This is a genomic window from Streptomyces sp. NBC_01717 (assembly GCF_036248255.1).
Lineage (GTDB): Bacteria > Actinomycetota > Actinomycetes > Streptomycetales > Streptomycetaceae > Streptomyces.
This window is the reverse complement of record NZ_CP109178.1, coordinates 695,879-713,770: the sequence shown is the minus strand read 5'-3', so window position 1 is coordinate 713,770 and position 17,892 is coordinate 695,879. Positions and strand designations below refer to the sequence as shown.

The window sequence follows — 17,892 nt, the reverse complement described above, 5'->3', positions numbered from 1 at the left end:
CAGGAAATGTCCCAGGCCCCTACCGAGACCCCGCAGCGCCCGACGCCGGCCACAGCGGCAGCGCCCGCGACCACCGGCACCCTCCTCCTGGACGCGGCCCGCCGCAACATGCGCCAGTACGGGATGCTCATCGCCCTCGGACTGATCGTCGTGCTCTTCGAGATATGGACCGACGGCGTCCTTCTCAAGCCGAACAACGTCACCAATCTGGTGCTCCAGAACAGCTACATCCTCGTCCTGGCCATCGGCATGATGATCGTCATCATCGCCGGCCACATCGATCTGTCGGTCGGCTCGCTGGCCGCCTTCGTCTCCGCCGCCTGCGCCGTGATGATGGTCGAGCAGGATGTGCCATGGGTCCTCGCCCTGGTCCTCGCCCTCGTCGTCGGAGCGGTCGCCGGAGCCTGGCAGGGCTTCTGGATCGCGTACGTCGGAATCCCGTCGTTCATCGTCACGCTGGCCGGGATGCTGCTCTTCCGTGGCGGCACCCAGATCCTCCTCGGCAGCCGCTCGCTCGGCCCGTTCCCTGAAGGCTTCCAGAAGATATCCACCGGCTACCTCCCGGAGGTCGGTCCGCACACCAACTATCACAATCTCACCCTTCTCATGGGCCTCGCACTCCTGGCCTTCGCCCTGATCCAGGAGGTCCGTGACCGGCGGCGGCAACAGCGGTACGGACTCGACGTCCTGCCCAGGAATCTCTTCCTCGCCAAGTGCGTGGCCATGGGCGCGGCGGTCCTCGCCTTCACCATGACCCTGGCCAGCTACCGCGGCGTCCCGGTCGTCCTGCTCCTGCTCGCCGTACTGCTCATGGGCTTCGGCTACGTCATGCGCAACGCGATCGTCGGGCGCCATGTGTACGCGCTCGGTGGCAACCGGGCAGCAGCGAAGTTGTCCGGGGTGAAGGACCAGCGCGTCACGTTCCTGGTCTTCGTGAACATGGGGGTGCTCGCCGCCCTCGCCGGCGTCGTCTACGCGGCCCGCCTCAATGCAGGCGTCCCTCAGGCCGGTACCAACTTCGAACTGGAGGCCATCGCCGCCGCGTTCATCGGCGGCGCCTCGATGAGCGGCGGCGTCGGCACGGTGTTCGGCGCCATCATCGGCGGCCTGGTGCTCGGCGTACTCAACAACGGGATGTCGCTGGTGGGCATCGGCACCGACTACCAGCAGGTCATCAAGGGCTTTGTCCTGCTTGCCGCGGTCGGGTTCGACGTCTACAACAAGCGCAAAGCGGGCTCCTGACCGGCCCTGTCACTCGGAAGGTCACCCCCGCACGCACAACCAGCGACCCGCAGGCTCTCGTCGCCGACGCAACTGCCCGGCGACGAGAGCCTGAACAGCCGGGCGCACACCTTCGCCGTCATTGGCATGGACCTGACGATGGTGCTGCATTACAGTCTGTCGCGGCACACTCTGAGAGCGCTCTCAGGTGAGAGGTCTCGGACGTCTGCTGTTCCTCCCCCACCAATGCCGGAACAACAGAAGGGTCCATTCCCTTGAGACGTACGACAGCGTTACGCACCGGTCTGTCCGCCATACTTCTGCTCGGAGCCTGGGCGACGGCCGGTGTCGCCCCCGCCTCCGCCGCGGACGCCCCTTCCATGGCATCCGCATCCACGACCACCTCCAGCTTCACCTCCGCTTCCACCGCCAAGGCGCCGGCCTCGGCCGGCCTGCTGTCCGCGATGCAGAAGGACCTGGGTCTGACGGCAAGTCAGGCAAAGGCGCGCCTGACCGCGGAGCGGACGGCAACGGCCGTACAGGGAAAGGCTCGACGGGCGGCGGGACCGTCGTACGGCGGTTCCTGGTTCGATCCGGCAACGGGCAAGCTCACGGTCGCCGTCACCAGCGACAAGAAGGCCGGTGCGGTACGCGCGACGGGTGCGGCAGTTCGGCTGGTGGACCACAGTGCGCGTCGGCTCGATGCGGCCAAAGCGCGGCTCGACTCGCTTTCCGCGCCCGATGGTGTCGCGAGCTGGCACGTCGACCCGAAGGCCAGCCGGGTCGTGGTGAACGTCGTTGCGTCGTCGGAGGATGACAACGATGTCCGCGCGTTCGTGGAGCAGGCCCGCAAGGTCGGACCGGTGCTCGTGCAGCGGACCGCCGAGGCGCCGAAGACCTTCGCCGCCGGGACGGTCGGCGGCGACCCGTACTACACGGGCAACGTGCGGTGTTCCATCGGCTTCTCCGTGTACGGCGGTTTCGTCACGGCCGGTCACTGCGGTCAGGCGGGCGCCGGGGTCAGCGGATGGGACGGCTCGTACATCGGCAACTTCCAAGGGTCCTCCTTCCCGGGCGACGACTACGCCTGGGTCAGCGTGGGCAGCGGCTGGTGGACCGTGCCGGTGGTCCTCGGCTGGGGCACGGTCTCCGACCAGTTGGTCCGCGGCTCCGCGGAGGCCCCCATCGGCGCCTCGATCTGCCGCTCCGGCTCCACATCCCACTGGCACTGCGGGAATGTGCTGGCGACGAACGAGACCGTCAACTACAGCCAGGGCGCCGTCTATCAGATGACCAAGACGAGCGTGTGCGCCGAGCCGGGCGACTCGGGCGGCTCGTTCATCAGCGGTGACCAGGCACAGGGCGTCACTTCGGGCGGCTGGGGCAACTGCAGCAGTGGCGGTGAGACCTGGCACCAGCCGATCAACGAGATCCTCAACCGGTACGGGCTGACGCTGCACACGGCCTGACGGATCCGGCGGTACGGCGTCGACACGTCGGCGGAGTCGTACGCCATGGCCCCCATCGGCTCCGTCGACTCCGTGCCCCGTCTCCGAGGCCTGCCGCGACAGACTCTCCACCGAGTTTCGTCGCGGCAGGCTGGAGCTGATGACCGCGCTGCGCCCATCGACTCGTGCGGTGCTGGACGAAGCGTCCGGCGGGTGGACGTCGGGGCCGGTGCCCGGTTCGCTCACCGGCCCGGTCGACCCGGCGCCGCCCGAGGCACCTGATGAGCATCCCGTGGTTCGGTTGGCGAGTTGAGCGTTGTGGTTGGCGAGAAAACTGATCTCGCCCCCACACGCAAGCTCTCACCGCCCGATCGACCGAGACGCCGCAGCCCAACCCACCCGGGGTCATGGCGCACGAGCCCACAGGGCTCACGTGTCGGGGTGTCGTCATGCACTCTGCATCGACATCCGCAGGCACCGTCGCCAGACAGAGATCAACTCGCTCACCGGCTGGAGCGCTCGGTCCCGCCAGGTCAACCGCTCACTCGCCAGATGAAGCGCCAAGCCACAGTCGGGCTGCTCGGCGGGCTTGTCCTCGTAGTGACAATGCGGGTCCTGGTGGAGGCGAGGGAGGAGCCCGGTGGACGACTGCGGACGGTCAGGAAGGGCGGGATCGTGATCGAGAAGGTGGTGTCGTGGGCACCCGGTCGTTCGGAGGCGTGAGGGGCGGGCCCCGACGTGGCCGACGGTCCGCCCCTGAGACAGTCAGGGTCGGTCCACGCGGAAGTGGTAGCAGCCGTATTCGACAGCTCGCACGTGGACCTGGGCGGTATCCGGGTCCGAGAAGGCTTCGGTGAAGGCGCGGTCGAAGGATGCGTCGGCGTCGTCGGGCAGCTCCACCATGCGGCCGCCGATGATGCGCCCTCGGTTGTCGTAGCGGCGGAACGCACGGAGAGCGCCGGGGCGGGCCCAGGGGTAGCCGGTGCCGTCCGGGGCCGGACCGCCGCAGTCCTGGGCGTGTATGAAGACCGGACCCTGCTCGTCGTACGCCCCGGGCTCGGCACCCGTGTGGGCCGCCCAGCGACGCAGCGGGGCGTACGAGACGAGGGCGATCCGGTCACCTACGACGCTGAGCCGCAGGCAGCAGCGGAGCGGAGCGCCGCCTTCCTCGTCCACGTACGGGTACATCGGATGCCCGGCGTCGTCGCGGACGCGGAGCTCCTTCAGGGCGGTGGGGGTGATGGGCCGCGGTTGATAGGTGCTGGTCATGCCATTCATCGTGGCGCTGCCGGGCATGCGCTGCTGGCGGAAATCCGACGGAGAGTTCGGAGTCAACTGTCGTGTTCAGGCAGGTCAACTGGGGCGCTCAATCGCAGTTGGGGCTCGTGCGCGTATGGTGGTGCAGCCGGGCGGCTTTCGCGGTCAGGTAACGCTGTTCAGGAGTGCTGGTGGTGCGGGCCGCCGCGGCACGGTAGTGGACGAGCGCGGATGGGATGTCGCCCGCCATCTCGAGCAGGTGTGCCCGCACGGCGTGCACACGGTGGTGGCCGTGGAGCGGTCCGTTGTCGGTGTCGAGTTCGTCGAGAAGCGCGAGTGCGGCACCCGGGCCTTCGACCATCGCGACCGGGACTGTCCTGTTGAGGGTGACCACCGGGCTGGCCGCTACGTTTTCGAGCAGTCCGTACAGGCCGAGGATCTGTGGCCAGTCGGTGTCCTTGGCGTGTGCGGCGTCGTCGTGGACGGCTGCGATGGCTGCCTGCAGCCGGTATTCGCCAGGTGGTCCGCCGCCGATCGTCGTGGCGAGCAGTGCGGCGCCTTCGCCGATGAGGCGGCGGTCCCAGCGAGTGCGGTCCTGCTCGGTCAGAGGCACCAGGTCCCCGTCCGTGCTGGTTCGGGCGGGGCGGCGGGCCTCGGTCAGCAGCATAAGGGCCAGCAGCCCGGTTGCTTCGGCCTCGCCGGGAAGGATCCGGTGTACCTGTCTGGCCAGCCTGATGGCCTCACCGGACAGGTCGGCGCGGTGCAGTGCGGGGCCACACGTGGTGGCGTAGCCCTCGTTGAACATCAGGTACAGCACGTGCAGGACGGAACGCAGCCGCGTCGCCCAGCCTTTCGCCCCGGGCTCGGGGACCTCGAACCCGGGGCCCGCTGCCTTGACACGCTGCTTGGCCCGGCTGATGCGCTGCGCCATGGTCGCCTCCGGCACCAGGTAGGCGCCCGCGATCTCGGAGGTGGCCAGGCCACCGACCGCCCGCAGCGTCAGTGCGATCGCCGAGGCGGGTGTGAGTGCGGGATGGCAGCACATGAACAGAAGCATGAGCGTGTCGTCGCCGGCGGGGACGCTGCCTGCGGCGGGTTCCTGGGCCATGCGCTCCTCGCGCCGTTGCCGCGCCTGCTCACTGCGTACCTGGTCGATGTATCGCCGCGTCGCGGTCTGCAGCAGCCAGCCGCGCGGATTGCCGGGTACACCGTCTTCGGGCCAATGCCGGGCGGCGGCGATGAGGGCTTCCTGCACGGCGTCCTCGCACGCGTCGAAGTCCCCCATCCGCCGCACGAGCACGCCGAGAACCTGCGGCGCCAGCGAGCGCAACAGGTCCTCGACGGAGTGGAGACCGCTCACAGGTCGCCCTGGCTGTCGCTCATCACCTGCCGGACCTCGACCGGCTGTTGTGTCGGCACCCCGCCCGGGCCGGGCACGGCGGAGATTCGCGCCGCGATCTCAAGGGCGCGGGCCTCGGACTCCACGTCGAAGACGTTGAACCCGGCCAGCACTTCCTTCGATTCCGGGAACGGCCCGTCGGTCACCAGCGGCGCCGCACTGCCGTCCGACCGCACGATCTTGGTCAGCCGCGGGTCGGCGAGCGCCATGAACTGGACCATTTCGCCACTCTCGGTCAGCTCCTTGGTCAGCACCTCGTAGTAGTTGAAGTGCGCTGCGATGTCGCCGGGCTCCCACTGGTCCATGGGCTCCTCGAAGACGCCCCCGTCGTGGTTGACCATGAGCATGAACTTCGGCATGTCGACTCCCGTGTTCGCTGCGCCCAGTGTGGCGCACTCACCCCATGGACGGAGCAGCAAAGCAGATCTCTACATCGGCGGCGAAAGATTTTTTTGCGGGAGGGGTGCAGCCCTTCCGGGGTGGTGTGCCGATCAGGCGGTGCGGCGTATCCGTACTGGTGGGGGACTTGCCTCCCGTGTGCGCGGGCGGGCGCTGTCAGGCAGCGGCCGAACCACCGTCACTGTGCCGGAGCCCGGAGTTCTGACGGGAGACCCTGTCATCTCGGCCGGTCCGGAGGAGAACTTCGAGGCCCGTGACCGCGGTTGCCCATCAACCGTCGGTAGATTGCTCGCGTGGCGGAGAACTGGAGCTCGACGGACAGCGGGATCATTCGGTTTCCCTCTGGCGCACTGGTGCGCGGCCGGGGCCTACGTCATCCACTGCCGCCGGGACCGACTCCGTCCTTCGCGGTGTATCTGCTCGGCAAGCAGCCACCGGCCACCGCCTGGGATGCTCGGTGGTTGCGCTGGCCCGACTTTTGGCTCCCGGACCGTCAGCAGGCGCGGAGCCTCGTCGAAGAGGCTCTGACGCGCGCGGCGAACGAACGCGTCGAGATTGCCTGTGGCGGTGGATACGGGCGGACGGGAACAGCGCTGGCATGCATGGCTGTCCTCGACGGAGTACCGGCCGACCAAGCGGTGGCGTTCGTCCGCCGGCACTACCACCGCCGCGCGGTGGAAACTCCTTGGCAACGACGATTCGTACTGCGCTTCCAGGACGTACAGGAGATGTAGGGGCGCGGATACGGACCGCCGCCCACGGCTGGGGGCTGTTGTGGGCGCTGATCCTCCGCCGTTGCCCGACTTCGGTGCAGTGGTGTCGGCGGTGGTGAGGGTCACCACCGTTGCGGTGAATGAGTGGCCTGTCGGTGAGGGGGCGGGATCACGGCCGCGGAAGTGGTCAGGCAGGTCGCGTGGTGCCCGCGTACCGACGGTTCGGTGCCGGGTTCTGTGCGGTGAGGAGTGATCAGCCCGGGATCTCTGTGCGTTCCCACCACTCGTAGACAGGCAGCTCGCCCTCGGTGGTTTCCTGGTGGCGTGCTGTGGCTTTGAAGTGTTCGTATCCGCCGCGGAACGGAATCTTGACGTCGGTCCCGGGCGTGGTGAGGGAGACGATCCGCTCGGGGAGATCGTCGGGTCCGCCCTCGAGGACTGCCTTTGCTGCGTTGGTCATGACGAGAGTTTCCCCGGAGGGTGGCTCGGCTTCCTCATGACGCGCCGAGGATGCTCGCTGTGGGATTCTCTCTCACAGCCGTTTGCCACCGGGCACGCTGAGACGGCCGCTGATGGTGTGTGAACCGCATGTTCGTTGAGCCCGGTCGGGTTTGGCTACGTCGTAGCCGTGCGTCGGCAGAAGGTGTCCGGGCACCGCACCGTACCGGGAACACGCGCACCTCCTTCGACGTCAGGGCGCAGTGCCGGCCGCCTGCCCCGCGGACCTGACCGCAGGTCCGGCGCTCGGCAGGGGCAGACCCTGTCCGGCGTGCGGACCCCGGTGCCGGAGGAGCAGGACCACGGCACTGACCAGAGTGATCAGCTGCGTCACGACCAGGAGGGACAGGCCTGCGGCGAAGCCGTGTCCGCTGTCCGTTGCGATTGCCGTTCCCATGAGGGTCGGCATGAATGCCGACACCAGGTTGCCGACGCCGTTGACCACCCCGTAGGCACTGCCGACGCTGCCCGCGGGGGCGTGGCGCTGCACGAGGGTCGGGATGGCGGGACCCTGCAGCCCCCAGAATCCACCGGCGAGGATCAGTGCCGTTGCCGAGACGGTGGCCGAGGTCGCGGCCACGGCGAGCGTGGCGCACGCACCCGCCCCGACGCTGCCGACCACCAGCATCAGCGGGAGGTGTCGCTGCGGGACGCGGTCGATGAAAAGGCCACCGAGCAGCCCCGAGCCGAGGCTCACGGTGAACGGCAACGCAGCGAGCCAGCCGGTCTGCGCCGCGGAGAAGTGTCGTTCCTGCAGCAGATACGAGGGGAGCCAGGAAGCGGTGCCCCACAGGAAGGCCAGAGTGGCGATCTCGATCAGCAGGATCCAACCGAGTCGCGGCGTTCGCAGGGCACGGACCAGGGTGGACAGCAGGATGCCGAAACCACGCGGGCGGTGATCGGGGGGAATCGGTCCGTCTTCCGGCTGCCGGTCCACGTCCCGGTCCTGTGCGCGATCGCGACCTGATCCGCGATTGCCTGCGGTCATGGGACGGATGAACAACAGCACCAGGGGGATGCCGAGAAGCGCGTTGAGCGCACCGAGGGCATGGAAAGACGTGGTCCAGTCGGAGTGCACGATCAGCAGGGTGATCAGCGGCATCCCCACGGCGGTGCCGAGGGAGACGCCCATCGAGCTGACCGCGTTCGGGCGGCCCAATTCGGCGTCGGCGAACCGGTCCTTGACGTACATCGTCTTCAGGGAGAACAGCGGACCTTCCGCGGCCCCGAGCAGGCATCGCACGGCCAGCAGCAGAAACAGGCTGCCGATCCATGGCGAGACGAACGTGAGCACCGCCCAGGTGGCCACGCTCACCACGAGCCCCCGCCGCACCCCGAGCAGTGTCTCGTACACCGGCGTGAGCACGAAGGCGGCGAGACCGTAACCGAGCAGGAAGACCGTCATCAGAGCCCCCTGGGCCACCCGGTCGCCGGCCAGTCCGAACCTGTCCAGGAAGGCGTTGTCGGTGATGAGCACCGAGATGTTGACCCGGTCGACATAGGAGATGGCCACGACGACGGTGAAGGTGAGGACGCCGTACCAGCGCCCCGCCTTGGATCTCAGGTCCGTAGTCCCTTCGTCAGGACGTCCCAGCCGTCCAAATGCCGCGCGCCGCATCGGCACCGTCCCTTCACCATGGCGCGCATGACGCCCGCTCATTTACCTTAGGGCTTAAATAAATATGTCGCGGCATTTTTAGCAGTGCGAGCTCGGCGTGGCAAGCGGCGGACGATGGCCTGTGGCGTCGGTCGAGCCGCCCTCGTCGGGGACTGCAATTGCTGATGAATCGTCAATCTGCCGTACAGCATCGGAGTTAGCCGCCTTCGAGGGTGAACGTCAGCTGCGCTCGGTGCCTATGGAAGGCGGGATCGCCGCGTTGGGTGATGGCCGGTGCGGCCGGCATCGCTGTTCGGCCCAACCGGTGCGTCGGCCCGCGGAGCCGGTCGGTGGGGCCCGGGCTCCGCGGTTCCCCGGCACTACCGCTGCGCTTCGGTGGGCACTTCAGTCGGTGCCGGCGGGCCGGCGGCGCTGTCGGAGCGGATGCCGGACGCGCCCTGTACCGGCTCGGCCGACGGGGTGGCGGCAAACCGGGTGCGGGCTCGGTGGCCGGACAGACAGGCGGCCGCCGCTCGAAGGACATGGGCGAGCAGGTGCGCGCGCCCGGCGACGACGGGGCCGAGGACGGCGAGGACGAGGACATAGCCGGCGATGAACGGCGCCAGACGGCCGTCGAGGCCGGCGCTGGTGGCCATGGCGGCCAGGATCAGCGCGAACTCGCCGCGTGCCAGGAGGGTGGTGGCGATTCGCGCGGCGCGCTGGGGGCCGTGGTGGTAGAGGCGGGCCACGAGCAGTCCCGCGGCCACGTTGATGACGATGGTCAGGGCTGCTGCGGCGGCGACCGGCGTGGCGACGGAAGCGATGTCCCCTGGGTCGATGGCCAGTCCGAAGGCGAAGAAGAAGATGGCTGCGAAGGCGTCGCGCAACGGGTGCACCAGTTCGCGGATCCGCGGTCCGGAGGGGGTTCCCGCGAGGATCAGCCCGACCATGAAGGCGCCGATGGCGTCGGCGACCCCGAGGACTTCGGATACGCCGGCGATGAGGACTGCGACTCCGAGGAAGCTGATGACCAGCAGTTCGTTGTCGCGGACTGTGATCAGTCGCCCGATCAGGCGGGTGCCGTAGCGGGCTGCGGCGGCCAGCACGAGGAGGAAGCCGAACGCCTTGCCCGCTTGCAGGACCGCTTCCGTGATGCCCTGGGCCCCGCTGATGATGGGCTGTAGAGCGGCGAGATACAGGGCGAGAAAGATGTCCTCCACGACGATGACGCCCAGGATCAGGCGGGTCTCCGGGCGTGCGATACGGCCGAGGTCGATGAGGATCTTGGTGACGATCGCGGAGGACGAGATGCCCAGGACACCGGCGAGTACGAGGGCTTCCCGCGCACCCCAGCCCAGTGCGAACCCGAATCCCAGGCCGGCGCCGACGTTCAGCAGCAGATAGATTCCGCCGGCGGTCAGCAGGCGTCTGCCGCCACTCCTGATCTCGTCGAGATGGAATTCCAGGCCCAGGTAGAACAGCAGCAGTACCAGGCCGAGTGCGGAGAGCATGTCGAAGTCGCGTGCGTCTTCGACCAGGACCAGGCCCGGGGTGTGGGGGCCGAGGAGAATACCGGCGAGCATGAACAGCGGGATGGTCGACAGGCCGATCCGGCTGCCGAGGCGGGCCAGGACAGCGGCGGCCAGGAAGGCGCCGCCCATGGCGAGCAGGGTGTCGGCATGTCCCACGGGTCACCACCTTCGGGAGCACGGAGAGGCTGGGGTGTCGAGGGTGACGGGAGCGGATACGTCCCCCTTGCTCGCGGTCCTTCAGGCACTGGTGATCGTCTGAAGGCCGCTGTCGCTGATGGGTATGGCGGTGGGTGTCAGGGCAGGCGAGGGCGGGGCTCGGTGCGATCCTGCGCAGGTGTGAACAGATTCGCCGCCATTCCAGCCGTGACCAGGCCGGCCGCAAGGAGCAGGCCGTGCGGCAGCACCATGCCGGTGATCAACATCGCCAGAGAAAGAGCCAGCAACACCCAGGCCGGTCTGCGCCGGACGGCCCGCGGTCGGCGCGAGCGCCCTGTATCCGGATCGCGCACGACATTTAGATCCTTCCGCTCCATCTGCTCCTCGAGATGGTGCTGCGGATTGTCGCCAGGACGTGCCATGGCTCCTCCTCCCGGGTCCGGCAGGTCAGGGGGTTTCTGCCACGGTCACACGGATCCCTCCGCCGTCACCATCGGGGCCGGCACCCATTTCCCCAGGTGGCCGACCCCCACCGGACCGGCCGGCACATGGGTGTTGCCACCGATGGACACCAGCGCGCATCGCACCCAGGCTGACCATGACGGGAATAGATCCCCCGCCGGGGCACGTGCGGCGGTGGGGAGGTCAGGCCGGTATCAGTGGTGAGGACGGCGACTGGACGGAGGCGGTCTCGGTGCCCTTGTTCTGGCGGATCTTCCTGCTCAATGCCGTGGTGCTGATCGGTGCCACCGCCCTGCTGCTGGGGCCGGTCACCGTCTCCACCCCCGTCCTGCTCACCGAAGCCGCCGTCCTCACCGGGGGACTGGCCGCGATGCTCATCGCCAATGGTCTCCTGCTGCGTATCGGCCTCGCCCCGCTGCAACGCCTCACCCGCGCCATGACCACCACCGACCTGCTTCGACCGGGAACTCGTCCGGCCGTCGGCGGTCACGGCGAGGTCGCAGAACTGATCACGACGTTCAACACCATGCTCGACCGGCTGGAGACCGAACGTGCCGCCAGCGCCGGCCGCGCCCTGTCCGCACAGGAAGCCGAACGTCACCGCATCGCCCAGGAACTCCACGACGAGATCGGCCAGACCCTCACCGCCGTTCTGCTCGAACTCAAACGCGTCGCCGATCACGTCCCACCCGCGGTACGCGAAGAACTCCATCAGGTACAGGAGACCACCCGCGCCAGCCTCGACGAAATCCGCCGTATCGCCCGCCGTCTGCGCCCCGGCGTCCTGGAAGAGCTCGGACTGACCAGCGCCCTGAAAGCCCTGGCCAACGAGTTCACCGGCTCCGCTCTGGCCGTACGCCACCACATCGACGCCGACCTGCCACCGCTGAGCCGGGACACCGAGCTCGTGCTCTACCGCGTCGCACAGGAGAGCCTGACCAACGCCGCCCGCCATGCCGGCGCCCGCCGCGTCGAGCTCACCGTCCGGCACACCCCCGCGGGTGTGGAGCTGCGCGTCCGCGACGACGGCCGCGGTATCAACGGCGCTCCCGAAGGAGCCGGCATCAGCGGCATGCGCGAACGCGCCCTGCTCGTCGGCGCCGGCCTCTCCCTCGATGCCGCCCGCGACGGGGGCACCGAAGTACGCCTGACCGTGCCCACCTCCCATCGGAGCCACTGACTATGCCCGAGGCGACCGAAACCCGCATCCTTCTCGCCGACGATCACGCGCTGGTCCGCCGTGGAGTCCGCCTCATCCTCGACAGCGAACCCGACCTCACTGTCGTGGCCGAAGCCGGCGACGGCGCCGAAGCCGTTGAAGCGGCCCGCATCCACCAGCCCGACCTGGCCATCCTCGACATCGCCATGCCCCGCCTGACCGGCCTGCAGGCCGCCCGCGAACTCGCCCGCACCAAGCCCGGCCTGCGCCTCCTCATACTGACCATGTACGACAACGAGCAGTACTTCTTCGAAGCCCTGGCCGCCGGCGCCTCCGGCTACGTCCTGAAATCCGTGGCCGACCGCGACCTCGTCGAAGCCTGCCGCGCGACCATGCGCGGCGAACCGTTCCTCTACCCCGGCGCCGTCAACGCCCTCATCCGCAACTACCTCGACCGTGCCCGCGAAGGCGGCACCATCCCCGCCAAGGCCATCACCGACCGGGAGGAAGAAATCCTCAAGCTCGTCGCCGAGGGCCACACCTCCCAGGAGATCGCCGACATCCTCGTCATCAGCGTCAAGACCGTCGAACGCCACCGCGCCAACCTGCTGGAGAAACTCGGTATGAAGGACCGGCTCGAGCTCACCCGATACGCAATCCGAGTCGGACTGATCGAGCCGTGACCCGGAGTCCTTCCATCCTGTAGGCCGCCGACCAGCTGCTGGGCACCGGCGCGGGTCGGGGGCTGCAGTGATCGAGCCGGCGACCGAGGAGTTCCCGGAGTTCGACGACATCATCATGGAGCCCTGCCACTGAACCGGCAGTCACGCGCCCTTGATGCTCACGACGGCCGTGCAGGTCGAACTGCACGGTGGTCACCCGCTCTGCAGTGACGCCAGAGTTGATCGGGACGCCGGCCGGTGTAGATCGGCAGTTCGATGGCTGTCCGGATTTCGGCTGTGCTGTTCCCGATGAGCGGGCCGAGGCCGGCGACAAAGCCGGGTGACCTCCTGGGCTCTCCGGGCCGGGGCAGGTCCACAGCATGCGGCCGGGCCGGCGGCTGCCTCGTTGCGAACGTGTGGCGTGAACGGATGAAGGCGGAGAGATGCTCTCGGCAGCCGCTCCAGCCGAGGCGAGCGGGTGGGCATCGATGACGGTCATTCAGGGGGAGTGGGTGCGTTTTCGCCCTGCGAGGATCCAACCACTTGCTGCCGACAGGGTGAGCGGGCGGCATGTGCCGCCCGGAAAGCCTAACAATGCGCTAGAGGTACCCCCTATTACATTTTTGATGCTATGTCAGGTGCGGGATCCATGTGCGATGAGTGCTACGTGTACACCCGGTCGGCCCTCTGGTGTCACACCATAGGTATGCCCGATATGACAGTTATAGGAGCTGTCAGTACGTTCGTCGCAGGTCGGCTGTCCGGTCGGCATCTCTGAGACAGGGAGAAGTGACATGACCACGCGTACCGTCGCCGTGACCGCCGCTGCAGTGGGCGCCGCGGTGCTTGCCATCACCGGCATCACCTACGCCTCGAACGACGAATCCCCCCACACCGCCTCGTCCGCCCAGGAGTCTCGGCCGCCTGTCTCGAAGGCCGCCCCACCCGCGCCGAAGGCCGCCCCACCCGCGCCGAAGGCCGCCCCACCCGCACAGAAGGCTGCGCCCCCGGCCGCGGCTCCCCTGGGCGAAGACAGCAGTAAGAGCAACGGGGGTGAGGGGCGTGGCGGTTACGGCGGCGGTGGTGACGGCGGTGGCTACGGCGGCGGAGACGACAGCGGCTACGGCGGCGGTGACGGTGGTGGCTATGGCGGCGGTGACGGAGGTGGCTATGGCGGCGGTGACGGCGGTGGCTACGGCGGCAAGGATGAGGGGAGGATCCAATTCAACGACCGGACGTACTCCGCAGCCGCGGACGGGTGCATCACCGCGGCCAGTGGACTGGGCTCCTCGAGCTTCAGCATCAGCAACGACAGCCGGAAGGTCGTCGAGGTCTACCGCGGGTCGACCTGCGACAACGGCTCTCCTGTCGCCACTGTCGGTCCCTACGGCAGCACTCATGGCGTCGTGACGCCCACCGTTCAGGGCGGCCTGTTCCTCAACGACGGCGTCGTCGGCAGCTTCCGGGTGATCGGCGACCACGGCGGGTGGTAACCGCGCCACCGCGCCACATGGAAACCCCGGCCCGTCGGAATCGGGCCGGGGTTTCCGTCGTGCGGATACCCTCCGGCGTGCGCCCGCCCGGCATTCTGCGTCAAGCCCGAAGGGTGCACCGATCGCCGGGCGGGCATCGTCCGCTTCGCACGGTCAACACCATCGACCGTCGCGGGCCAGGGCGGAACGGGCGGGCTGGATCCGCAGAAAATAGTAGCCATGGACATAGTAGCCATGTACTCTATTCGGCATGAGTAAGGGTTCACCGGGTCCCACGCCCGGCTTCCTGGTGTGGCGGCTCGCCAACAAGTGGCGTGTCGCGGTCGATCGCGCGGTGGCTCCGCTGGGCCTCACTCACGCGCAGTACTCACTGGTCGCGTCGCTGCACGGCATGCAGCGCGCCGGTGAGCGGCCCAGTCAGCGCCGACTCGCCGACCACACCGGCCTGGAGGCGCTGTACGTCTCGAAACTGGCGCGCGCCCTGGAGTCGGCCGGCCTGATCGAGCGCACCCGCGATCCCCGCGACCCGCGCGCCGTGCAGCTGGCCCTCACCGAGCAGGGGCAGTCCGTCACGCGGCAGGCCATCGCGGTGGTCCAAAAGCTGCTTCAGCAGTTGCTGGAGCCGCTCGGCGGCCTCGACGCGCCGCGGACGCGCGCGTTCACCGACGAGCTGACGACCCTGCTCGACGCACCTCTCGCTCCATCCGTACCGAACGACGAGAGCAGTCAGGGGACAACACCATGACCACCACCGCACCCACCGCACCCACCGCCGACGCCCGCGCCCTCGGCCTGGCCCACTACGCCGCCCGCGGCGTCCTGGAGCGCGTCCTGGCCCGGCACGGCACGACTTTCCAGCAGCAGATCGCCCTGCGCGCCGCCGTCACCGCCGACGCCCCGCACACGCCGGAAGATCTCGTCACCCAGGTCCGGGGATCGCTCAAGGCTGATCCGGCCGACATCCGCGCCACCTTCGACGAGCTGCTGGCAAAGCAGCTGCTCGTCGCGGACGGCGCGCACCTTCGCCCCACGGATGCGGGGCGCGAGCTGATCGCCGCCATCGGCGCGGAGACCGCCCCCGTCACCGCCCGCATCTGGGGCGGGATACCCGCCGAGGATCTGGCCGCCGCCGGCCGGGTCCTCGCACTGGTCGCCGAGCGTGCCAACGCGGAGCTTGCGGCGCCGGCCGCCTGACCATCCGACCGAGCTGATCAGTGGAGTGTCCAACCGTCGGTTGCGGTTGGCGGCGCCTTGCCCGCGGCCGCGCCGGCTGGTCGGTGAGGGCGAACTGTTCGCGCTGAGGGTGATGTGCCAAAGGGTGATCGACGAAATCACCTGCGAGGGGCGTCTCGTACCGTGAGGTACGAGCGCATCCCGGTGATGACACGGCTCCCTCGGGCAAACGGCCGTGCTGCGCAGGATCTGACACCTGCGGCTCGGATGTGGCGGCCCGCCCGGTCGACGTGCGAAGGACTCCCGGACGGGCTCCACCTCCACGCTGCCCTGGCTGCCCGCGCGAGCTGCGCTGACAGGGCCGGTACTTGAGCTGAACGGGTAGGCCGCGGACGGCTGACGGGCCCTCGTCCCTGCGCGTCGATATCCATGGGCAGCGATGGCAGACGCTCGTGATGATCGGCCACCACATGCCAAGTCGACGGGGAGCGTCGCTATCACGTCCCGCTGGTCATGGACGCCATCGCCGTCTTCCGCCCTGAGGAGATGCAAGCGACGTCCGAACTCAACGCTCCCGCCCACGCCCACGCCATCCTCGCCACGGAGGAGTTCATCTCAGCGCTGCCCCATGCTGCAACCAGCCCCTGAGAGCGAAACCGGGCTCCACCGCCGCGATGGATACCACGCGGCCAAAAGGACCTCAGTGCATGGCGTTGCGTCACGTGTCCTGACTCACCATCGAAAGTCGGCGTATTAGCGTGGCACCAGTGGGGGTGGTCCGCTCGACCAGGGAGATGCACCGATGGCCACGCTCATCGCCGTGAATGTCGGGATGCCCCGGGATGTTCCCTGGAAGGGCCGAGTGACGCATACGGGTGTGTGGAAGCAGCCGGTCACGGGCCCGCGGATGGTCAGGAAACTGAACATCGACGGCGACGGCCAGGGCGACCTTGCCGGTCACGGCGGTCCGTACCGGGCAGTGCTGGTGTACCAGGTGGACTCTTATCGGCACTGGCAGAGGCACCTGCACCGCGACGATTTCACTCATGGCCAGTTCGGCGAGAACTTCACCGTGGACGGCCTGCCCGACGACGAAGTGTGCATCGGCGACCAGTACCGCATCGGCGACGCGCTGTTCGAAGTAACGCAGCCCCGGGTGACTTGCTACCGCGTAGGCCTTCGCATGGACGAACCGCAGATGCCTGCCCTGCTGGTCGCCCATGGACGCCCAGGCTTCTACTTCAAGGTGCTGGCCGAGGGATTCGTCCAGGCCGGAGACGAGATCGTCAAAGTCTCCACGGGGCCGGAAGCCATGACCGTCGCGGAGATCGACGCCGTCCTCTACAAACCCGGGCGCTCGCGTTCTCAGGTGGAACGGGCGCTCCGCATTCCCGCGCTCAGCCCCGGCTGGAAGACTTCCATGCAGTCGCTCCTGGACGACTACGACTCGAAGGGCCGGTCAACAGGCAGTACGGGAGGCAATACGGGCCTGACGTCCGCCGCGACCAGCCCGCCGCCGGCCTGGCCGGGCTTCCGTCCCCTGGTGGTCACGGACATCGCTCCGGAGAGCAGGAGCATCTTCTCCCTCACCCTCGCTGCCACCGACGGCAGTCCGCTTCCCGCGGCGCTGCCCGGCCAGTTCGTCACGGTCCGGATGCGCCCCGATCCGCAGGGCGCGCCGGTCATCCGCAGCTATTCCCTGTCCGGGCGCCCCGGAGACGTGCGATACCGGATCAGCGTCAAACAGGAACCCCATGGCGTGGCCAGCAGTTACTTGCATCAACACGTCGCGGTCGAGGACGTCCTGGATGTGGCTGCCCCGCGGGGCACATTCACCCTCGCCGAGGACGAGGCGGCCATCGTGCTGGTCTCCGCCGGCGTCGGGGCCACCCCGGTGCTCGCCATGCTCCATGCACTGGCCGACAACCTCGATCCCCGCCCGGTGTGGTGGGTGCACGGAGCCCGGGACGGCACGGAGCATCCTTTCGCTCACGAAGCACGCACCCTGCTGTCCCGCCTTCCGTCCGGCCGACGGCATGTCTCCTACAGCCGGCCGCGGGACGACGACCGTCTCGGCGACGACTACACCTCCACCGGCCGGCTCACCGCTCAGCTGCTCGAGGACCTTGAATTCCCGCCCGGCGCGAACGCCTACATCTGCGGTCCGGTGGCGTTCATGGACGACATGACAAAAGCACTCGTGAACTGCGGCCTGGACCCTGCACGGATCCACACAGAGACCTTTGGGTCCGTGACTGCGATCACGCCCGGAGTGGTCCCGACCGATGCGCCGGCCCCCCATCTGCCCGCTCATCCACCTGGACCTGGCACCGGCCCATCCGTCTCGTTCGCCCGCAGCGGTCTGACCGTTCCCTGGGACGCCGGCTACGGCACACTCCTGGAACTCGCCGAGGCATGCGACGTCCCCGTGCAGTGGTCGTGCCGCACCGGTGTCTGTCACACCTGTGAGACCGCAGTCGTCTCCGGCCGTGTCGACTACTCTCCCGACCCCATCGACCTACCGGCCGAGGGCAACGCGCTCATCTGCTGCTCACAGCCACCCACGGATCTCATCCTCGATCTCTGACTCTCGCTGCTGCCGCCGCGGTTTGGTCGTGACCGGGCACTTCTGCCTGCGAGGCATCCAGGACCTGTCCCGGAAGCCCTGAGACACCGTGGCTCCCCGGGCGGCCGACTCCCCGACTTCGGGCCGTCATCGGCCG

At 68.6% G+C, this 17,892-nt stretch carries 17 protein-coding genes; 10 read left to right on the top strand and 7 right to left on the bottom strand.

Annotated elements, in window-relative coordinates; all coding sequences use genetic code 11:
- Nucleotides 1-6: 6 nt before the first annotated feature.
- From mmsB to OHB49_RS03500, 3 genes are all read left to right on the top strand, one after another.
- Nucleotides 7-1,242, top strand: a complete 1,236-nt coding sequence (gene mmsB, locus OHB49_RS03510) for a multiple monosaccharide ABC transporter permease (protein WP_329157815.1) — start codon at nt 7-9, stop codon at nt 1,240-1,242.
- Between the two features lie 254 nt (nt 1,243-1,496).
- Nucleotides 1,497-2,690: a S1 family peptidase gene (locus OHB49_RS03505; RefSeq protein WP_329157813.1), complete on the top strand. Its 1,194-nt coding sequence runs from the start codon at nt 1,497-1,499 to the stop codon at nt 2,688-2,690.
- A 531-nt stretch (nt 2,691-3,221) separates the two neighbouring features.
- Nucleotides 3,222-3,392, top strand: a complete 171-nt coding sequence (locus tag OHB49_RS03500) for an FAD-dependent oxidoreductase (RefSeq protein WP_329157811.1) — start codon at nt 3,222-3,224, stop codon at nt 3,390-3,392.
- 42 nt (nt 3,393-3,434) lie between these two features.
- On the opposite strand, the gene OHB49_RS03495 is transcribed toward OHB49_RS03500, so the two are convergent.
- From OHB49_RS03495 to OHB49_RS03485, 3 genes are all read right to left on the bottom strand, one after another.
- Complete coding sequence (locus OHB49_RS03495; RefSeq protein WP_443079637.1) at nt 3,435-3,947, bottom strand: DUF1203 domain-containing protein; 513 nt, start codon at nt 3,945-3,947, stop codon at nt 3,435-3,437.
- A gap of 88 nt (nt 3,948-4,035) precedes the next feature.
- Nucleotides 4,036-5,286: an RNA polymerase sigma factor gene (locus OHB49_RS03490; protein ID WP_329157807.1), complete on the bottom strand. Its 1,251-nt coding sequence runs from the start codon at nt 5,284-5,286 to the stop codon at nt 4,036-4,038.
- Nucleotides 5,283-5,684 (bottom strand): YciI family protein, encoded by a 402-nt coding sequence (locus OHB49_RS03485; protein ID WP_313940857.1) that lies wholly within the window; start codon nt 5,682-5,684, stop codon nt 5,283-5,285. The genes OHB49_RS03490 and OHB49_RS03485 overlap by 4 nt, the downstream gene beginning before the upstream one ends.
- A gap of 333 nt (nt 5,685-6,017) precedes the next feature.
- Here OHB49_RS03485 and OHB49_RS03480 point away from each other — a divergent pair, with 333 nt between their 5' ends.
- Nucleotides 6,018-6,458, top strand: coding sequence for a protein-tyrosine phosphatase family protein (locus OHB49_RS03480; protein WP_329157805.1), 441 nt, complete (start codon nt 6,018-6,020; stop codon nt 6,456-6,458).
- 232 nt (nt 6,459-6,690) lie between these two features.
- Here the strand turns inward: OHB49_RS03480 and OHB49_RS03475 are convergent, their stop codons facing one another.
- The 4 genes from OHB49_RS03475 to OHB49_RS03460 all read right to left on the bottom strand — a co-directional run bounded on the left by OHB49_RS03475 (nt 6,691) and on the right by OHB49_RS03460 (nt 10,642).
- Complete coding sequence (locus tag OHB49_RS03475; protein ID WP_313940859.1) at nt 6,691-6,897, bottom strand: DUF5988 family protein; 207 nt, start codon at nt 6,895-6,897, stop codon at nt 6,691-6,693.
- 231 nt (nt 6,898-7,128) lie between these two features.
- Nucleotides 7,129-8,553, bottom strand: coding sequence for an MFS transporter (locus tag OHB49_RS03470; protein ID WP_329157802.1), 1,425 nt, complete (start codon nt 8,551-8,553; stop codon nt 7,129-7,131).
- A 359-nt stretch (nt 8,554-8,912) separates the two neighbouring features.
- On the bottom strand, nt 8,913-10,220 hold the full coding sequence (locus OHB49_RS03465) for a cation:proton antiporter (protein ID WP_329157801.1): 1,308 nt from the start codon (nt 10,218-10,220) through the stop codon (nt 8,913-8,915).
- A 137-nt stretch (nt 10,221-10,357) separates the two neighbouring features.
- Nucleotides 10,358-10,642, bottom strand: a complete 285-nt coding sequence (locus OHB49_RS03460; RefSeq protein WP_329157799.1) for a hypothetical protein — start codon at nt 10,640-10,642, stop codon at nt 10,358-10,360.
- A 272-nt stretch (nt 10,643-10,914) separates the two neighbouring features.
- Here OHB49_RS03460 and OHB49_RS03455 point away from each other — a divergent pair, with 272 nt between their 5' ends.
- From OHB49_RS03455 to OHB49_RS03430, 6 genes are all read left to right on the top strand, one after another.
- Complete coding sequence (locus OHB49_RS03455) at nt 10,915-11,862, top strand: HAMP domain-containing sensor histidine kinase (RefSeq protein WP_329166343.1); 948 nt, start codon at nt 10,915-10,917, stop codon at nt 11,860-11,862.
- Between the two features lie 2 nt (nt 11,863-11,864).
- A complete protein-coding gene (locus OHB49_RS03450; RefSeq protein WP_329157798.1) occupies nt 11,865-12,524 on the top strand; it encodes a response regulator transcription factor in 660 nt (219 codons plus the stop codon).
- Nucleotides 12,525-13,297: 773 nt separating this feature from the next.
- Nucleotides 13,298-13,996: a hypothetical protein gene (locus tag OHB49_RS03445; RefSeq protein WP_329157796.1), complete on the top strand. Its 699-nt coding sequence runs from the start codon at nt 13,298-13,300 to the stop codon at nt 13,994-13,996.
- 250 nt (nt 13,997-14,246) lie between these two features.
- A complete protein-coding gene (locus OHB49_RS03440) occupies nt 14,247-14,741 on the top strand; it encodes a MarR family winged helix-turn-helix transcriptional regulator (protein WP_329157794.1) in 495 nt (164 codons plus the stop codon).
- Nucleotides 14,738-15,190: a MarR family transcriptional regulator gene (locus OHB49_RS03435; RefSeq protein WP_329157792.1), complete on the top strand. Its 453-nt coding sequence runs from the start codon at nt 14,738-14,740 to the stop codon at nt 15,188-15,190. The genes OHB49_RS03440 and OHB49_RS03435 overlap by 4 nt, the downstream gene beginning before the upstream one ends.
- A 781-nt stretch (nt 15,191-15,971) precedes the next feature.
- Nucleotides 15,972-17,756: an MOSC and FAD-binding oxidoreductase domain-containing protein gene (locus OHB49_RS03430; protein ID WP_329157790.1), complete on the top strand. Its 1,785-nt coding sequence runs from the start codon at nt 15,972-15,974 to the stop codon at nt 17,754-17,756.
- The last annotated feature ends 136 nt before the right edge of the window (nt 17,757-17,892 follow it).

What these genes read in the sequence shown, in the direction of transcription:
- OHB49_RS03460 (WP_329157799.1), bottom strand. Translation starts at nt 10,642, where the DNA reads ATGGCACGTCCTGGCGACAATCCGCAGCACCATCTCGAGGAGCAGATG.
- OHB49_RS03495 (WP_443079637.1), bottom strand. Translation starts at nt 3,947, where the DNA reads ATGAATGGCATGACCAGCACCTATCAACCGCGGCCCATCACCCCCACC.
- OHB49_RS03500 (WP_329157811.1), top strand. Translation starts at nt 3,222, where the DNA reads ATGAAGCGCCAAGCCACAGTCGGGCTGCTCGGCGGGCTTGTCCTCGTA.
- OHB49_RS03470 (WP_329157802.1), bottom strand. Translation starts at nt 8,553, where the DNA reads ATGCGGCGCGCGGCATTTGGACGGCTGGGACGTCCTGACGAAGGGACT.
- OHB49_RS03450 (WP_329157798.1), top strand. Translation starts at nt 11,865, where the DNA reads ATGCCCGAGGCGACCGAAACCCGCATCCTTCTCGCCGACGATCACGCG.
- OHB49_RS03445 (WP_329157796.1), top strand. Translation starts at nt 13,298, where the DNA reads ATGACCACGCGTACCGTCGCCGTGACCGCCGCTGCAGTGGGCGCCGCG.
- OHB49_RS03430 (WP_329157790.1), top strand. Translation starts at nt 15,972, where the DNA reads ATGGCCACGCTCATCGCCGTGAATGTCGGGATGCCCCGGGATGTTCCC.
- OHB49_RS03435 (WP_329157792.1), top strand. Translation starts at nt 14,738, where the DNA reads ATGACCACCACCGCACCCACCGCACCCACCGCCGACGCCCGCGCCCTC.
- OHB49_RS03485 (WP_313940857.1), bottom strand. Translation starts at nt 5,684, where the DNA reads ATGCCGAAGTTCATGCTCATGGTCAACCACGACGGGGGCGTCTTCGAG.
- OHB49_RS03440 (WP_329157794.1), top strand. Translation starts at nt 14,247, where the DNA reads ATGAGTAAGGGTTCACCGGGTCCCACGCCCGGCTTCCTGGTGTGGCGG.
- mmsB (WP_329157815.1), top strand. Translation starts at nt 7, where the DNA reads ATGTCCCAGGCCCCTACCGAGACCCCGCAGCGCCCGACGCCGGCCACA.
- OHB49_RS03475 (WP_313940859.1), bottom strand. Translation starts at nt 6,897, where the DNA reads ATGACCAACGCAGCAAAGGCAGTCCTCGAGGGCGGACCCGACGATCTC.